Origin of the sequence: Listeria weihenstephanensis (assembly GCF_003534205.1) — a bacterium.
In the GTDB taxonomy this organism is placed as follows: domain Bacteria; phylum Bacillota; class Bacilli; order Lactobacillales; family Listeriaceae; genus Listeria_A; species Listeria_A weihenstephanensis.
Map to the genome: position 1 here is coordinate 3,333,530 of NZ_CP011102.1, position 18,032 is coordinate 3,351,561.

An 18,032-nucleotide genomic window follows, 5' to 3' on the forward strand; every position below is an offset into this window, starting at 1 on the left:
TATTCCTTCAAATTATTCGTTTCTTCTACGTTTTTGAATCACGATAACACTTGTGCCTACCAATAAAATAATTCCTGCTATCACAAGCAAGTCCATCGAAGTATCACCCGTTTTTGGTAAGTTTCCTACCTTTTGTGGTGCTGCCTCTACGATTTTTTCTGGTGCGCTAATCTTTCCATCCACAACTTTTGTTACTACCTGACTCTTTGGTACCACAGGTTTCCCAGGAACCTTCGCTGGCGCCGGAACCCGTTTATTATGCATTACGACCTTCGTAACTTTACCATCCTTTACTTCAAACGTGATCGCCTCCGTGTTCAGCTGATATCCATCGTTTGGCAAGGTTTCACTCAGCGTATACGTACCTTCCTCCAGCTGAATCATCTTCGGTTTGTCCGTCGAAATCCAACGAATATCCGTGTTCTCACCCTTCACTTGAAGTTCCGCACCCGGTAATTCGCCAGAACCGCCAATTTCTTGCTTACTAATCTCAGCAGTCCCTTTTTTCAAATCATTTTTCACTGCAAAATTAACACCTTGTTCTGCGTCCACTATTTTTCCAGTGGTATCTGTAACTAAGATCCCCGTCTTGGAAACGAGGACTTTATAGTTTTGCGTCGAAAGTTTGTATTTATCAGAAGAAGTCTTTATTTCTTTGATCGTATACGTGCCAACTGGAATATCTAAGAATTTCGCGATACTTTCGCCATTCACCGACACAGTCCGCAAAAGCTCGCCCTGCTCGCTATACAATCCAAAAACCGCACCTTGCGCACTCGCCTCATATTTAGACGTTTTACTTGTTCCATCTTGTTTCGCGCTGACCTCATTCAGCTTTTTCAAAGTAATCGTTTCCTTATGCAAATAGTTTACGATCGCCTTGTCGCTATCCTGAACGCGAACATCAAACATTGGATTATTACTCGTCGCTTGATAGTTAAAATCGAATTTTTGCGTACTCATATCATGTGAATCTGTCGTTTTCAGCTCTTTTGCATAAAATTGTGCTACCGGATATTTCCCCGCCACGCGCGCGATGCCATCTTTATCCGTCTTACTCACCGCAACTAAACTATTTGCTGGAACTAGAACTTTATCGCCTAATTGAATCGCATCTTTCGTATACACACCAAACGTCACGCCCGCCAGTGCTTTCGTATCCGTATAATAGTGCCCAAATTGCCAATCTGTCACGAATTCGCCGGCTTTATGAATGTTGATTCCAAGCGATTGCCACGTATTCGTAATCACTTTTGCTTGGTTCGTCACTTCGATATCTTGCCCTACATATGCAAACGTAATATCTTGTTTTTCGGACAAAATATAACCAAACGGCGCCTTTGTTTCGACAAGCTCGTACTTGCCTAAATACTGCTCATTTGACGTCACCTTGCCATTTTCACCAGTAACAATATGGTCTACAACATCACCTTTATAGTGGCGAATCGTTCCGTCTCCCGTGATAATATCCTCTTTTGCGATCAGGTCAAATTCAACGCCCGCCAACGCTTTTTGTCCAAAATTAAAACTATATTGATCGCCAAATTCGCCCGTTTTCTTATCCGCACTTTCCAAAGCTTCTCCATTTTTTTCGATGCTTAGTGTGGCTTTTTGCGCCTCATTTACAACATCAATTGTCACAAGTCCATCTTGGAAAGTAGTCTCATTTACAGAAAACTTCACAGCTGTTTTATCCAAAACATACCCATTTGGCGCTTTTATTTCGTATAATTCATAATCGCCCATCTTCAATTCCGTCGGTAATATCAGATATCCCTCGTCATTTGTCTCAAACTCACTAAGTGTCGCAGGTTTTGGATAATTGATTTTTTGCTCCACCCATTTTCCCGTTTTCATATCCTTAATTTTGAAGATAGCGCTACTTTCAAAAATACTCTTGCCTGTTTCTTTATCCTTCTTGACGATCTTCATCGGGCTCTTAAAATCGCCATCCACAATGTTAAACGTCAATGTTTTGTTGTTCTCTTCAATCTCCACATCGAAATCACCAATTTTGAAAAATCCCGTCGGCGTCTTAGATTCTTTCACGATATATTGGCCGTACGGAAGCGCTGGCGTAATCATATGCCCATTCGCATCCGTCGTAACTTTCGCAACTTCTTTTCCACTAGCCTTATGAATAATCGTGAATTCCGCGTCCGCCAAGCCAGTTAAGAATCCCGATCCACCCTCATTAGAATGCGAATATTTATTAATCTCAATTTTACCCTTAATCACATCATTCGTCGCGATTTTATCCGTATACACAATCGCCGTATTCTGATCTTTATACGTCAATGCAAAAGGAAAAACTTTCGTCTGCAAATTGTAACCCACACCAGGTTTAGTTTCCTTCGCTGTATAATTTCCAAGCGGCAAATTCTTCGTCTGCGCTTTTCCGTTCACAATAACAACATGATCCACAATCGCGCCACTTGCATTCAAAATATCAAATTCCGCGCCATCTAAAATAGCGTCACCTTGCGCCATCACACCCGTTTCCCCGTCATGCTTAATTACCGTCGCCTTACCCAAAACGGCAATATTGGTGAAAGTAACCTGACTTGTCGCATCTACACTCACCGTAATATTTTGCGACGAGCTTGCCACAAGATAACCATTCGGCGCCGTCGTTTCCGTCACCGTGTAAGCCCCACGAATCAAGTCCTTCACAACCACTTTCCCGTCCGCATTCGTTGTTGGCGTAGCAACTATCGCGCCCGTTTCATCTTTCACCTCATACTTAGCATTTGGCAAAAGCGAGCTCGTATCATTACCCTTTTTAGTAATCTCCAAGTCCCCAATCTGCGCTTTAAAAGTCGCCTTCACACCAGATAGCGTCACCTTCTCCGTCTTATCACCAATCATAACTAACTGTTGAAAACCACTATCAGACGGCGTGAATTTCGTCACCACTGAATTCACAATATCCGTCGGAATGCTCAAATCAATCGTGCCATTATAACGCGCATCCGCAACCAACTTGAAATTCTGCATGATATCAAGCTTAACCGTCCCAGAATACTCCTGCCCATCCGTTGTCACCGCTTTAATTCCCGCCGGCAAATTCAACGTATAACTATTATTATTTCCCGTCGCAACCGTCTCATACCAACCAGTTTCCTGACGTTTCGTCGTTTCATTCCAAGAAGCCGTCTGCGATTTATTTTTAATATCAAAAGACCCGTGCGGCGCCGTTTTATCACGCGCTTTGTCTAGTAGATACTTCACTCTCGAATCATTCTTAATCTTATCACTACTAAATTCACCATAATATATATTTAGCGCTGCAAAAGTATTCACATAATCCTCTTGGGACGTACCATTATACGGATATCCATAATAAAGAATATTATAAACCGCCTCATCATTGAGCACCGATTCCGTATAATTCTCATTCACAGGGAATTTTTGAAAAGCTTGAATACAAAATGCCGTTTTTCCGTCCACACTAATGTACGGCGTGTATACCTCCAGCCCATCATACCAAGAGCTCCAACTCCCCCCACTCGACGTCCCCGTACTCTTCAAAAGCGACTTCCCAGGCTTCACCGAACTCTTAATCACTTTCCCCGAATCCGTCGTCCCAACTTCATATCCCGCGTCCTTCTCACTTGCCCACGCCACAACAGTAGCAAGCGGCGATAGAAAAATTTGCATAAAAATAGCCACTACCGTGAGCAATGACAAAATTCCTTTTTTATTTAATTTTAGAGTCATCATTTTCTTGTTCTTCCTCCTTTTAAATTCCCATTTTCATATCTCGACTAAACTATTCACCATGAACTCATCCCGTTCAAAAATAACAACATAATTCCTTTCTAAATTTTCATATGACATCTCCTGCAGCACTTCCAATGGGGTATGAGTTGCAAAATGAATACTTTCAATCAATACATATCGATCCGTTTTCGGTGCAGTTTTCATCATACTTACCACGTGCCTTTCTATCGGTTTTCCTCGCTAGCGTTTAAGGCCTCTGGAACGCTATAACCCTGTATCAGCCTATTTAAAATCAGCACGCCCTCGCTCCACCAAAACGGCATTATCGCAAGTGACACTCCTTTAAATCTGATACTGCTTATCGTTTACGGCATATACGATCAACCTGAGGGTACGGTGGTTTATCGTGCTCCCACCAAACGATTCAACTAACAAATATAGTACCATCCACCTGTTAGCCGCGAAAGTCCAAGCTCCCGCATCCATATGAAATTAACCACGCCTCTTCAAACTATACTCACAAAAATCACGTTCAAAAACCAAACAACACCCTGGATGCTTCCGCTTCGCAATAACCTGCTGCTCAAATGTGCGGATATTTCTCACTTCATAATATAAATCCTTCAACGGTAAACGCTGCTTTGTTTGGAGGTTTATAGCAACCGAACCCACGTATCGAGCCCCCAGACTCGTCGTATCAACAATCCATTCCTGCCCGCTATGCAACTTAATATATACCCGATCCAACGTCTGAAAAGTGCCATACGTTAAAAATCGTTGCTGCTTCCCCTCCTTCATCGATCTTCTTTTGTGATTTATTGAGCCATTATTGGTATACGTTCTCCGTTTTTTATACGAAACAACCACATTATCAACCTCCCTGAATACCGTCAAGTTCATAGTAATACCCTCTCCAAAAAATATTCTCTTTCATAACCTTTGCAAATTAATCCAATTTTAGTATAATTAATCTACATAACAAATGAAAACATTCTATTAATATCTAACTTCCAGATTTGCAATGTGCATTTCCAGCAATCTATGACTCACAATCGTGCCCCAACCTAACTCTGGGCCATTTATATGTAAATCACACTAGGCAATACCTCTTTTATCACCTGATCCCTAGAGAATAGCTTACATTTACACGTTGTCAATACTAGCCTTTCACCTCCTACAAACATAATAGCATAAAATTTGGATTTTTCTTATTTTGTGTACTATTGGAACATTGGAGGATAGCGACGTGAAAAAAACAATTGGACAAACATTAAAAGAATTGCGTATTAACTTGAATTTAACCCAAAACCAAGTCTGCTCAGAAGACCTCTCTCGCTCTGCACTCTCAAAAATTGAATCTGACAACATGAATCCTAGCTATCAAGTCATCTTACTCGTTTCACAGCGCCTAGGAATCCCATACAATGAGATCGTTTACATCCAAAACAACTTCCAACTAACGCAAAAAGAGCGAATCATCTACGACTTTAAACGTCTCAGAAACTCCACATATCAAGATGCTTTTACCAAGCTAAATCAGGATATTTCAGCATTTTTAAAGATACAAAATGATCGTGATATTAAAGAACTCCAAGCCGTCCTACAAGCTATTTCTGCATTTCAACAATCACAAAATTTTTCCGTGCCAACAGAGACTGTACAATTTATTTGGACACGATTAGAAAAACAAGATGATTGGCAAGAACTCGATATTTACATTTTATCGCATATTTTCTTCATTTTCGAAGTCGATACGGCTAAAAATATTGTAAAACAACTACTCACTCAGATAGAAAAGTACCGTTATTTTGGTTTGGGGGATGGGCTCAAAGTTAGTGTACTACTTAATATGGCTACTTTTTTGAAGTTGAATGGCCGGCTAATCGAAGCAGATGTATACGTGTCAGATGCACTAGAGCTCGCCATAATTCAGCACGAGCCTCTAATGAAGCTCGCAGCCATGTACCGTCAATCCGAAATTATGTTCATAAAAGGCTACAAAGAAAAAGCTCAGCGCCAGGCTCAGCATGTCTTTTCTGCTCTTATTTTACTAGAGGAAACCAACCTATATCGCAATTGGAACGAAGAATGGCTGAAAATAGTAAATAGCGACCTGATAGCTAAGGCTTATTAGGTCGCTCCTCTCATTAGATTTAGTTACCAATCCACCAATTTTCTGTTGCCTTCTTCATTCAACCTCACCCCTCTATGTTCATATTCCCCCTGATGGAATCGTAACATAAAGTAGCCGATTCAGCTATATTAGTTGGTTTTTTCTCTTTGTATGGGTATGGATACTAAATACTGTGACTTAACTCTTTCCCCACCCATTTATCCCAATCCATCAACACCCATTGATAGCTATCTAATATGACTCCCTCTTCTTTTAATATCCGCTTTTGACAGAGCAAATATTCCCTCGTGCAATTGATATAGCTTGCCAATTCCAATTGACTCCAGACTTTCGGAATACGGCAATTTTCGCCTTCTAAAACCCCAACTTCTTTCCCTAACTTCAAAAGAGTTCTGACTAATCGCTGTTTTTTCTGTAACGTCAGCAAATCCATACGCTCCACCATTAAGCTCAGTAGTTCTTTCTCAAACTCCCGATATCGCCCTTCTGTTAATACACTGGCCATACTTCTATCTAATTTTAATAGTCTAACTGCCGTGCACGCGCTATATCCCAACTCCTTTGGCAAAAGCCGATCGTCCAACATCACGCGTTCGCCTTCTCTTAAAAATCGTAGCAAGTGATTGGACATATGGCATGCTAAATATCCAGACAAGACGATATATTCCCCGTTTCCCGCTAACTTATCCCCTTTTTGGAGCTCTATAAAATTATTATTCTCCATCTTTTCACCCTCTTTTTTTTATGCTATTGCTATCTTTCTTAGTTCCTTTTAATTATTCATTTCTTTAATACTTCTAATATATCCAGCATGTCTTTTTTTCACATGTTATTGATCATAAGGAATCGCGGACGTGAATGCCACAAGACATTGCTTCCATACCAACAAGGCCAAGCTCTCCTTTTTTCTGTGACATTGACGCTTCAACCAGACGTATTCTGATTGGATTTGTGCTCTCAATACAGCGCATCAATAATAGGCGCTACGAGGTAGAACACTAGCTTCTATTTCTCAAGCATCCGTATTTGTTTTCTCTCCCATTGTTTTTTTATCAGACGTTAGCACAATTCCTGCACAAATCAATCCTAGAAAAGTAGTTGCTATGGCCGAAAACAAGATATGCCCCACAAAAAATATATAAATTAACGTTACGATCAGCATAAACGTATAAATAGATTTCCCCCCACGCTTTAAAGAGCATGCGATAAAATATACCATCATAAAAATAAAAAGTGCTGTCCCGAAAATTCCTACACCAAATAGTAAATCAAAGAAGTCCATTTCAACCAGACCTAACCGTCCAAAATTCTGCAAACGATATTCAAATCCTTGCCCACCAAAAAGGGTGAAAGAGAAGTGAGGATCATTCAAGAAAAGATTTTTTGCACCTTCTAAAAAGACATTTCTAGAGCTGAAAAGTAGACTTAGTAAATCACCATTGTAGACTTTATAGAAGTATTCCATCCTTGTGACTGTTCCAGAAATGAGTTCTGAGGCGATTGGGATACCAGCTAGGAAAATCCATACCACAGCACAAGCCGTAAATACCCAAACAAAAACACGCTGGATATTAGAATAATAACGTTTTTTGAAGATCATTCTAATTAACAGATAGATAACCGTTAGAACAGCGTATGCAACGGCTGTTTTCGTCGCAAGAAGGAACAAGCAAAAAACATTTCCAGCAAAAAGAAGAAATAACAGTAGTACCTTACTCCCCCACTTTTTTTGTAAGGCTTGGATAAGAACGTATGTGGTCATAGTGAGCGTTATAATAAAAGCGAATGAGATGGAGTTCTGCTCAAAGAAAAAACCTTTATATCCTGCCTCAGCTGATGCATACGTTTGACGTCCTACACCTAGAAAATAGGGTATTAACAATTCTATCGTGAGTAAAGTACCTAGTGTAATAAAGATATTTTCAAATCTAAATGTTTTAAAAATAGCTTTTCGTTGGTACACATAATAAGGAATGAGCACCCATAAAAAGTATTTCACAAAAACAGATAAATCTGCAATCATCCAGGATAAACTATTATTCAAAAACACGCTTTGCATAAGAAATAACAATACATTTCCAAGTATGAAAAAGATGGTTAGATAGGTAAAGTAACTCTTAGGTAGCTTCTCAAAAATAATCATCCCTATTATAAATAAAATATAGACAAAGCGATAAGCAATACCTACCGGGACAGAACTTCCTGACGCTAGAAAAAAGCCATTAACCATATCAACAATCGGACAAATTACAGTTAGTATTATAAAAACATATACATTAAGTGGTTTCTTTTCAATAATAATTACATCCTAACATTTTTATTTTTTCTCTATGAAAATAAATCCCCTCATTTTTGTAATACTGATAATCCTAGCTAATTTATTTTATCCGCGAAAATGATTTTAGTATTAGCACCATTTTTCTCCATATTTTTTTAACAGTTTGACGATAAATCCATGAAAACAAAATCAATAAGAATACGCCTATAAGAAAAGTGTAGATCTCATTCTCACTAAAAGTGGCATAAAAAGCATATCCTACTAATAAAGTAATACACGTATATAATTGATACAACTTGTAACCTACTTTAAAGTATTTAGATGCTAAATAAGTTCGTAATGAAAAGAAGAGTATATAGGCAAAACCGGTGGATATTGCTGCTCCCACTGCGCCAAGATGTGGAACGAGTAGTACGTTGCCAATAACTCCAAACAAACATACAATACCTACAACAAGGATGTGTAACTTCGTTTTTTTATAGAAATTAATACCTACAACCGTGACCTCTGATATCGTATACATCACTGGAACAAATATCAAAAATGGCATAATTTGCGCCGCTCCACCATATTCTGCTCCCAACAGATGCACAATGGTACCTTTAAACATTAGAACAAGAACCGCGATAATTAACATCGCAAAACTTACAATAACTTGCATTTCTCTAAAAAAGCGTTTATCGTTTGGATTCTTTTTAAACTTTTCATAACTTAGAGGAACCCAAAAGGCTGTGAAATTAAGTTGCAGTGTATTTAGAATCGTTATAATTTTAAAGGCTGCAGAATATAATCCAATTTCGGTAAAGTCAGCCCATTGCTTGATGGCTATCCGGTCTATCGATTCGAATAACATAGACATTAATAGGGTTATCATCAAAGGAGCGCCGTATTTAAGAATCGCCGACGAATTATTTTTGATTTTGGTTGTTCCTTTCTTGAAGAAATTCCAAAAATCACGCTCTATCACAATCACAATAATAGAAACGACCGCCATACTGAAGATGTAGGCATAGATGATCACTTCAAATTTGTTCCCTATCATAAAAGCAAACATTAAAATTCCTGCAAATTCGAGTGACTTACTTAAAACTAGTTTTAAGGAAAAAATCTTTCCTTTTTGCTGCATTCTGATGACTACAGAAGCAAAAGTACTGATTATACGGAGAAATGCAAAGAGGATTAGCAGAAGTATCAACCAGAAGCTCGTATAGGTGAATATAAAATGAGACACTTCTTTATAGAAAAACAATACGAAGATAGACAAAATCGCAAATGCAGTTAGGGAGAGCTTCAAGCAAGTTCGCAACAAGTATTTACGCTTATCCTCTTCTTCATCGTAGAAAAAACGATTAAAGCTTTGATCTGCTCCTAGTAGGGCTACAGCTCCCAATATTTCAGCAGCAAGTAAAAACATGGATACTTTACCAAATTGATCGGGAGAAATTAACCTTGTTGCAATTGGTGTACTAATGAAACCTATAATAAGCGCTATCCAACTCCCAACAGAAATCGATAAAAACTTATTTAGTGTACTGTTATTTTTTTTCATATCCTAGTGTTCCTCTCTGTAATAACCTTCGCTAACCTGATGCCTTTTTAAACCCATATATTATACTAGGATCATCAAACTATTTCATATAGCCATTCATACTTCTCAGGAATTCCATAAAAGTAATAATTTGATCTTTTTCCATCGCATTCCCTGTTTCAAATACATCTTTACAATCATTCTTTAGTTCTTCATTTTTAATCAAGTCTACATTGTTATAAAAGGAATTCTGATAAAAATCACTTAAATCTTTATTATTTTTCACCCAATAGCCGATCGGATTCATGTGTTTTTTCGAATTCAGCTTCACGCCCATCTTAATCTTCACTAGTTTTACAAATGCGGAAGGAATACTTGTCCAAGGAATAGACACACCCTTCACATTAATTAATTTCCGGTTTATCTTACCGCCAACTTTATCATACACAAAATTGGCTGCTTCTGGATAATATTTATTGATCCATTTAATGTAAATTCCGTGTCCCTTTCTATACTCAAAAGGAAGGGTCAGACAAAAAGACATGAATTCAACATCCGTATATGGAGAGATTGCCTCTGTATATTTTTGAAACGGTTTTAAACCCATAAGATTTCCTGTAAATCCTCTATTATACAGTTTAAATACTTCCTTATCTTGTAAATGGAAGGAATTCTCTTCTGTATACTGGACTTTATTAATTAAGCGTGTAGAATTGGCCCCTGATCCGGGATGGAATGCCTGTTTCTTGCCTTTTTCATAGTAAGTTCCTAATATAGCGCCACCTAGATGTCCAGTATGAACAACTCCGAAAGAATCGAAATCGATGGAATTAGCCATACCTAGTGTGGGCGTGATACTACAACTTTGACATCTACCGCCAGACATTTGTATCGCTTCTTCAAAATACTTGTATAGATATAAACCGTTATCCAATGATTTAAAGATCCACTCGGTTTTCAGTTTATTGGCTATTTGTTTAGGAATAGTCTCATCCATATAATCCGTTTGCGAAAACGTATAGTTTAACATATTCGTGTAACCCATATCGTGTGCAACCCATGTAGTCATTCTAGAATCAAGTCCACCGCTCAATGCGACTAAATGTTTATATCCATATTCCATATCTTTTTCAAACGATCGTCTCACGGCATTCCTAAAAAGTGTATCGATCTTAGCCATAGCTTCTTCTTCCGTAATATCAATCGTTTCGTTTGTTAGCTCAAAATAACATTTCTTTTCGATCCCGCTCGCTGAGTATTGCAAGTAATGCCCTGGTGTTAAACGATGCACTTCTTCAAAAAGCGTGTCATTGCATAGTGTATAAGAATGCGTGATCAAACTGTATGCTGCATTTGTTTTCAGTTTAAAATTCTTTCCTGTTTGTTTATGAATAAGCTTTATCAAAATATCAAAATCTGTACCAAAATATAAAACATCTTCCTTTTCATCCAGGTAATAGAAAATTTCTTCATCACCCACATGATTGGTGTACAGATTAAACATGTGTGTTTCTTTATTTAAAAATACGCCTGAAAAGTGACCTCTAAACTCACTAAAAAAAGTTTCTGGAGCATTGTGAGCCATTTTTTGCACCAAAGAAGAAATATTGCGTTCTTTGCTTTCGTATTTTTCTATCAAATCCAGTTTATTTAAAATGACTCCTTCAATAATAAAACATGCTTCTTCAGTCTCAGAAAAAGCCTTATCTTGTTCAAATTTTTTGATGGTATTCCGGAAAAAATAACCATATAATCCAGACGTATTGACAACCATTTTTTCTTCCATAAGATTGTCATTCTTTTCGATAATATCATATATATCAATATCGTTTTCTAGTGCTTGTTCTTTGCTTGAAATAAATCCAAAAAAACCTGGCATACTACATTGACCTCTTTCCTTTAGATGAGTTATTCCTTTAACTTTGATCAAAACATATCGTAACAGTTGACTTATTTTATTAAGGTGGCTAATATTCCTAACATATCTTCTTCTACCTGTACCTGATCGTAAGGACTCGCGGAATGAAAGGCATTCTTTTTTAATGTTTGCTTTTCTTCCTCGCTGTTGGCATGAAATTCGAGTAATTTTTCGGCGATAGAATACGGGTTCCCAGCTTCTGTGAAATAACCGTTCTCTCCCTCGACTAGATATCCTTTAATACCTGCAATTTGACTCCCGATCACGGGAATGCCGCAAGCCAAAGCTTCAATGCCGACAAGGCCTAAACTCTCGCCTTCTCTTCTACTCGGGAAAACGAACACGTCCATTTCATTGTATAGGGCAACAAGGGCTTCTTGTGGTAATAGATCGTAACAGCGTACATCTTCTTCCAGTCCCAGTTCTTGAATAAGTGCTTCTTTTTGCTTATTTTCCTTCCCATTTCCCACCATAATAAGTTGTGCTGGTCGACTAGATTGAAGTTTAAATTCGTTAAATCCACGGATGGCATCGTCCCAGCCTTTATCCACATCAATACGCCCGACATAACCAACTTGAAACACATCACTATTTTTATCCGTTTCCTGTGGTGCAAAGAGCGTGCGGTTCACTCCGCCTGATGGTGAAATCAAGATATTCTCTGAGTGGATGTTGTAACGGTCGATAACAACTTCTTTAAAATATTGCGACGGTACAACCACATGATTCGCTTGTTTTAAAAGTCGCACCACCCATTTTTGCAACCGCTCTTGAATTGGTGTTTCTGGAAAGACGTCACTACCATGGAGATTAACGGTAAGGTTTATACGGCGTTTTAAATATTTACTCCCTAAAACCGGCAAAGCGCTATGTGAAGCATAATGAAGATATACTAAGTCATATTTTTTAAACAGCAATGTGAAGAAAATTTGGAAGTAAAATTGGATATATCGCCAAAGTTTTTTCCCTTTACTCACCTCTTTTTGCATCGTGATTGTATCTAAGCTACTTGCAGCCTTTTCGAGTATATCTACATGCTTTTTTACAAAAATGCCGTATGAGGGATATGCTTTTGATGGAAACATATTCGCAATAACAAGTATTTTCATCCTTTCATTCCTTTCTTCTGAGAAGCAAATTTCGTACCATCTTATTTATTCTTACCTCTCTTGTTTAATCACTCTAGCTGGCACACCGCCAATGACACTATATGGTGGGTATTTTTTGGCTGGGACAACCGCTCCTGCAGCAACGACACACCCATCTGGTATCTCGGCTCCTGCTAAAATGGTGACACGTGTACCGATCCAAACGTCATGACCAATGAAAACAGGTTTTTTCGTTGTACCGCTATCTAGTATCTTTTCTTTCCCATTCACACAATGCGTGTCGGTTAAGATTACAACATCTGGCGCCATCAAGACATCATCACCTATATGAACAGTTGCCGTCGCGATAATCCGCGCGTTGTCACCAATAGACGAACGTTTCCCAATGTGAATATTTTTAGGATGGCGCAGTTTCAGTTTTGGTCGTAAATTACTGTTTTTCGCACAACTTCCAAAGAAAGACTGTGCTAGCTGATTCTTCATGTGACGGATCCAGCGACCTAAAGCGAGTCGATTCGGCATCGGCAAAAAATTAAGTACTGAGAATGTGAGTTTAGCCAACATTTTATTTACGCCTTCTTTCTTTCATGACTTTCCATACAAAGCTTAGATTGCCGACAAAATAGCGCTTAAACATCCGCCTAGGTTCTTGTATAAACCGATAAAACCATTCTAGTCCAACCTTCTGCATCCACCGTGGTGCACGTTTTGTTACACCAGCAATGATATCAAAGCTACCGCCAACGCCCATCACAAAGGGGACGCCCATCGTTTCCTTATACATATGAATCCATTGTTCTTTCTTAGGGCTAGAAAAAGCGACAAAGACAATATCTGCTTTCGATTTTTTGATATCTAGCGCAATCTCTTCTGATTCAGTATCATCAAAATATCCATTCCGATACCCAGCAATCTTCAGATTCGGATATGTCTCTTGGTGCAAGCGGACGACCTCTTGTACAACGTCCTCCTTCGCGCCAAAGTAATATACACGATATCCTTTTTCAGCACTTTTTTTAACTAAATTTTCAAATAAATCAATACCAGTGACTCTTTCCTCTATTTCATGACCGAGGAACTTCATGGCCCATACAATCGACTGCCCATCCGCATTAATAAGCGGCGAGTCATTCACAATGTTTGCAAGTTCCTCGTTCTCTGCCATTAAATTGATTTTACTCGCATTAATCACCACATGCTGCACTGGTTTTCCAATCTGAATAATGTTTTCTACTTGATCCACCGTTTCCTGCATCGTAAGCGAATCAACATAACTACCTAACAAAAAAGTACGTGTCATCCTATCTTTCACTTCTCCTCTGACTTAATAGGCGCTATTCGGGACAAAAATCACCCGCACCGTTCTGAGTAATATCTGCATATCTAATAAAAAACTAACTTTTTGAATATACTCTAAATCTAAATTGACCATTTCTGCAAAACTTACATCGTTTCGGCCACTTACTTGCCATAAACCTGTACAGCCTGGCGTGATGGTTAGTCTTCTAAGGTCACGTACAGAATATTCAGCGACTTCACGCTCTAGCGGTGGTCGTGGTCCAACAAGTGACATATCGCCTTTTAGTACATTCACAAGTTGTGGCAATTCATCGATACTTGTCTTTCTTAAAAAACGTCCTAATTTCGTAATGCGTGGATCATCTTTCATCTTAAACATCGCGCCTTCTACCTCATTGAACTGAAGTAGCTCCGCAAGTTTTGCCTCTGCATTCGGAATCATCGTCCGGAACTTATACATCATGAACCGCGTCCCATCTTTCCCGATCCGTTCTTGTTTGAAAAAGACAGGAGCGCTAAAATCACTGAACTTAATGATGCAAGCTAATACAATAAACAGAGGGGATAAAAGAAGTAAGCCAATGCTTGCGCCTAAGACATCTATACCTCGTTTTACAATTGGGTAAAGTTTAGTAGCTTTTTTAGTGGACTCAGCCACGGTTTTCATGGATTCCATTGTAGTCTCCTTATTGATAGTAATAATAGTTGTTTGCATTGTTTTTCACACGATTTAAAACCGTACCGATAATTGAAACATGTGTTTTTTGAAGTTGCTGGACGGCTACTTTTGCACTTTCTTTGAGCGTTTTATCACTGCGAAGTACAACAATTGCACCTTCTACATAGGGGGTTAATACAAGGGCATCAGATGAAGCTAAAATAGGTGGGGTATCAATAATAATTTGATCAAATTGTTCGGTAAACTGCTTAATTAAACGTTCCATTTTCTTAGAAGCAAGTAATTCATTCGGATTCGGTACCATCGTTCCACTTGTTAAAATCATTAAATTCTCGATTTCTGTTGGGTGGTATAGATCTCCAAAATCTGCTCCGTTATTTGTGAGCATATCAGATAGCCCAATATTATAAGGAATTCCAAATGTCCGATGACTAGTTGGCTTACGCATGTCTGCATCAATTAGTAATGTTTTACTACCCTGCCTGGCATAACAAACTGCTAGATTCGCCGACACTGTCGATTTACCGCTTTCTGGTTCTGGTGATGTAACTAAAATGGATCGGTACTCCTTATCGACGGACGAAAAATGGATACTCGCTCGGAGGGTTTTGAATTGTTCCGCGATTGGGGAACTTGGATTCGTTGCCGTAATTAGTTTTCTCTTCATCGTCTGTTGTTTACTCACTTAACATTATCCTTTCCGATTCTTACGTTTTCTTCCTAGTACCTTCTCAACTAAGTCACCATCTTTTATTTCACTAATCATCGATAGTACGGGAAGGCCGAGCGTTTCTTCCACATCTTCTGCTGTTTTAATGGAGCGGTCAAATAGATCACGAAGGAACGTTATAACCACGCCCAAAATCAACCCTGACAAGATCGCAACAGTAATCATTAACGTTTTATGCGGTTTTACTGGGACGGCATCCGCGTCCATTGTTGCCTCAGATAACGTATAAATATTGTCTATTTTCATTATTTTAGGAACATCTTTACTCAATATAGAGACCGTTTCGTTGGCAATTTTTACAGCATCTGCGGCATCCGCGCTTTCGACATTAATTTTGATGACTTGTGAATCCGAGGTGCTGTTTACTTTAATCATTTCTTCAAGCTCTTTCGTGGTATATGCATCATCCATTTTCTCTGATACTTGTGCTAAAATCCGCGGACTCATGATGATAGATGTGTATGTGTTGATCAGCTGCAAATTAGCCTCTACATCTTGTGACTGGACGATCGTATTCTGGGGTACAGACTGGTTGATTAAAACTTGTGTTTCGCTTTGGTAGATGGGGGTGGAGAAGAAATACAGATAACCGCTCATCAACAAGGCGCACACACATGTACTCATGAAAATGATCCATTTATTCTTTTTCAAAAGATCCCATATTTGCTTTACATTTAAACTATCTTCCATTGTTTCCTCCTGGCCTATTCCGCTATTGGAACTAACTTTTTACTGCTTTTGCGCATATCATATAAGTTTCCCATATTGTAAATCGCCACTTTTTCTAACTCCGGAATAACATTTTTTGTATCGAAAATATATTGCTGTTTCATACTCTCAAATTGAGTTGCTGTCACTGTTTTGAACTCACTATGATCCGTTAAAACACATACTAAATCTGCGTTTTCTACTGCTTTCTCAAAATCAGGCTCAATCCAAGGTGCTTTTACATGCGGATCAAAGATGGATAATTCAAAATCTGTTTCTTTTTCTAGGAGTTGTATAATTTCAAGCGCTGGGCTTTCACGGATATCATCCACATCACCTTTATAGGTCGTGCCGAAAACCGTTACTTTTTTGCCATCGATATTTGCCATCAAGGTTTTTACTTTTTCTACAATAAAGTCTGGCATCGTGCTGTTAATCGCGCGGGCTTGTTGAATCAGCGGTGTATTTTCTGGAGTCGCTGCGACAATAAAGTATGGATCCACTGCTAAGCAATGACCACCGACACCAGGGCCGGGAGAGTGTAAGTTCACTCGCGGATGTTTGTTCGCCATCTCGATGACTTCTAATGCGTTGATACCCAGCGTATCGCCAATTTTCGCAAGTTCGTTCGCAAGGGCAATATTAACATCGCGGTACGTATTTTCCATCAGCTTCGACAGTTCCGCTGCACCAGCAGTTGCTTCGATGAGTTCGCCTTGAACAAACACGCCATACACCTGTTTTCCTGCTTCAATACAGGCGGGTGTAAGTCCACCAATAATCCGGTTATTATACACTAATTCATGAATAATTTTCCCAGGTAGCACACGCTCGGGACAATGGACTAAAAAGATATCTTGCCCAACAACAAATCCTGCTTCTTCCAACATCGGCTTCACCACATCTTCTGTCGTGCGTGGTGCGATGGTAGACTCTAATATGATGACATTTCCTTTTTCTAAATAAGGAATCGTTTTGCTGACCGCGTCGACAACATGTGTTAAATCACACGATAGATAGGCATCCGCCTTATTCGGCGTTGGCACAGCAATAATGAAAACATCCGATTCCTCTAGATTTAACTGTGCTTTAAAATTCCCAGATAATAAGGCTTTCGTTAGCTCTGTCTGAAGTCCTGGTTCCTCAATGTGAATTTTTCCTGCGTTAAGCATATTTACCGCATCTTCTTTCAGATCGATACCTATCACATTTTGACCATGATTAGCAAACATGATAGCCGTTGGTAAACCGATATAGCCTAACCCAATAACTGCGATTTTCACAGAATCATCTCCTCATAGATTTTAAAATTTACTTATTGTTTGGAATCGAAATTTTCCATGTTGCGAGTACTTTTGGTTTTTCTTTTCCGAATGTTACTGGTTGATACGAAAACTCACCAGATTTTACGTCTTTCGGCAATTCAAAATTGATGGCTCCGCTCACTGTTTTGTCAGCTGCGATTTCTGTTCCGATATTGTTGGCATCTGCTTTCACTTGGTACGTTTTATCGCCGGATTTGAAAATAAAGTCATTGCCGCCGACACCGTATTTGCTATCGGTCTCATTTTTAAAACTCATGGTTATTTGCACAATATTTTTGTCGCCTTTGCCGTTCTCCGTTGTTTCAATACCTTTGATTTGCATCTCTATATTGTTCACTGTTTTAGCTGGATACGTTTTTTCTTTTTCTGATTTTGCTTCTTGTGTTGTTTTTGGTGTTTCCTCTTTAGTTGGTGTCGCCGAACAAGCAACTAGTGATAAGGCACAAGCGCCTGACATCGCGATTAACATAACTTTTTTCAGCATATGATTCTCCTCTATGTTCTCTTATTTTTATATAAAACTGCTATTTTTTTCAAAGTTAATTTTTAAAATGTGTGATGACTAAAGCAAGTTTAGTCATCACACCGAGTTGTATCTAAA

16 protein-coding genes are annotated in these 18,032 nt (G+C 38.8%); 1 reads left to right on the plus strand and 15 read right to left on the minus strand.

The window, feature by feature from the left end:
- Positions 1-12: 12 nt before the first annotated feature.
- The 3 genes from UE46_RS15890 to UE46_RS15895 all read right to left on the minus strand — a co-directional run bounded on the left by UE46_RS15890 (position 13) and on the right by UE46_RS15895 (position 4,623).
- Positions 13-3,723 carry a SpaA isopeptide-forming pilin-related protein gene (locus UE46_RS15890; protein ID WP_051492959.1) on the minus strand — a complete coding sequence of 1,237 codons (3,711 nt, stop codon included), beginning with the start codon at positions 3,721-3,723 and terminating at the stop codon, positions 13-15.
- A gap of 33 nt (positions 3,724-3,756) precedes the next feature.
- Positions 3,757-3,930 carry a hypothetical protein gene (locus UE46_RS16390; RefSeq protein ID WP_233230951.1) on the minus strand — a complete coding sequence of 58 codons (174 nt, stop codon included), beginning with the start codon at positions 3,928-3,930 and terminating at the stop codon, positions 3,757-3,759.
- A 285-nt stretch (positions 3,931-4,215) separates the two neighbouring features.
- Positions 4,216-4,623, minus strand: coding sequence for a hypothetical protein (locus UE46_RS15895; RefSeq protein ID WP_036061357.1), 408 nt, complete (start codon positions 4,621-4,623; stop codon positions 4,216-4,218).
- A 346-nt stretch (positions 4,624-4,969) separates the two neighbouring features.
- Between UE46_RS15895 and UE46_RS15900 the strand changes: the two genes are divergently transcribed.
- Positions 4,970-5,857, plus strand: a complete 888-nt coding sequence (locus UE46_RS15900; protein WP_036061356.1) for an Rgg/GadR/MutR family transcriptional regulator — start codon at positions 4,970-4,972, stop codon at positions 5,855-5,857.
- A 163-nt stretch (positions 5,858-6,020) separates the two neighbouring features.
- Here the strand turns inward: UE46_RS15900 and UE46_RS15905 are convergent, their stop codons facing one another.
- The 12 genes from UE46_RS15905 to UE46_RS15960 all read right to left on the minus strand — a co-directional run bounded on the left by UE46_RS15905 (position 6,021) and on the right by UE46_RS15960 (position 17,915).
- Complete coding sequence (locus UE46_RS15905) at positions 6,021-6,581, minus strand: cyclic nucleotide-binding domain-containing protein (RefSeq protein ID WP_036061354.1); 561 nt, start codon at positions 6,579-6,581, stop codon at positions 6,021-6,023.
- Positions 6,582-6,869: 288 nt separating this feature from the next.
- Complete coding sequence (locus tag UE46_RS15910; RefSeq protein WP_143812899.1) at positions 6,870-7,880, minus strand: O-antigen ligase family protein; 1,011 nt, start codon at positions 7,878-7,880, stop codon at positions 6,870-6,872.
- A 355-nt stretch (positions 7,881-8,235) separates the two neighbouring features.
- Positions 8,236-9,684: a lipopolysaccharide biosynthesis protein gene (locus tag UE46_RS15915; RefSeq protein ID WP_036061352.1), complete on the minus strand. Its 1,449-nt coding sequence runs from the start codon at positions 9,682-9,684 to the stop codon at positions 8,236-8,238.
- Between the two features lie 79 nt (positions 9,685-9,763).
- A complete protein-coding gene (locus UE46_RS15920; protein WP_036061351.1) occupies positions 9,764-11,542 on the minus strand; it encodes an asparagine synthase-related protein in 1,779 nt (592 codons plus the stop codon).
- Positions 11,543-11,613: 71 nt separating this feature from the next.
- Positions 11,614-12,690 carry a glycosyltransferase family 4 protein gene (locus UE46_RS15925; RefSeq protein WP_036061349.1) on the minus strand — a complete coding sequence of 359 codons (1,077 nt, stop codon included), beginning with the start codon at positions 12,688-12,690 and terminating at the stop codon, positions 11,614-11,616.
- Between the two features lie 51 nt (positions 12,691-12,741).
- Entirely contained in the window at positions 12,742-13,254 is a 513-nt protein-coding gene (locus tag UE46_RS15930; RefSeq protein WP_036061348.1) for an acyltransferase, read from the minus strand.
- Between the two features lies 1 nt (position 13,255).
- Complete coding sequence (locus UE46_RS15935) at positions 13,256-13,990, minus strand: WecB/TagA/CpsF family glycosyltransferase (RefSeq protein ID WP_036061346.1); 735 nt, start codon at positions 13,988-13,990, stop codon at positions 13,256-13,258.
- A 24-nt stretch (positions 13,991-14,014) separates the two neighbouring features.
- Positions 14,015-14,665: a sugar transferase gene (locus tag UE46_RS15940; protein WP_118907776.1), complete on the minus strand. Its 651-nt coding sequence runs from the start codon at positions 14,663-14,665 to the stop codon at positions 14,015-14,017.
- 10 nt (positions 14,666-14,675) lie between these two features.
- On the minus strand, positions 14,676-15,335 hold the full coding sequence (locus UE46_RS15945; protein ID WP_036061395.1) for a CpsD/CapB family tyrosine-protein kinase: 660 nt from the start codon (positions 15,333-15,335) through the stop codon (positions 14,676-14,678).
- 24 nt (positions 15,336-15,359) lie between these two features.
- On the minus strand, positions 15,360-16,088 hold the full coding sequence (locus tag UE46_RS15950; RefSeq protein WP_036061345.1) for a YveK family protein: 729 nt from the start codon (positions 16,086-16,088) through the stop codon (positions 15,360-15,362).
- A gap of 14 nt (positions 16,089-16,102) precedes the next feature.
- Positions 16,103-17,389 (minus strand): nucleotide sugar dehydrogenase, encoded by a 1,287-nt coding sequence (locus UE46_RS15955; RefSeq protein WP_036061342.1) that lies wholly within the window; start codon positions 17,387-17,389, stop codon positions 16,103-16,105.
- A gap of 28 nt (positions 17,390-17,417) precedes the next feature.
- On the minus strand, positions 17,418-17,915 hold the full coding sequence (locus tag UE46_RS15960) for a DUF4352 domain-containing protein (protein ID WP_233230952.1): 498 nt from the start codon (positions 17,913-17,915) through the stop codon (positions 17,418-17,420).
- Between the last annotated feature and the right edge of the window lie 117 nt (positions 17,916-18,032).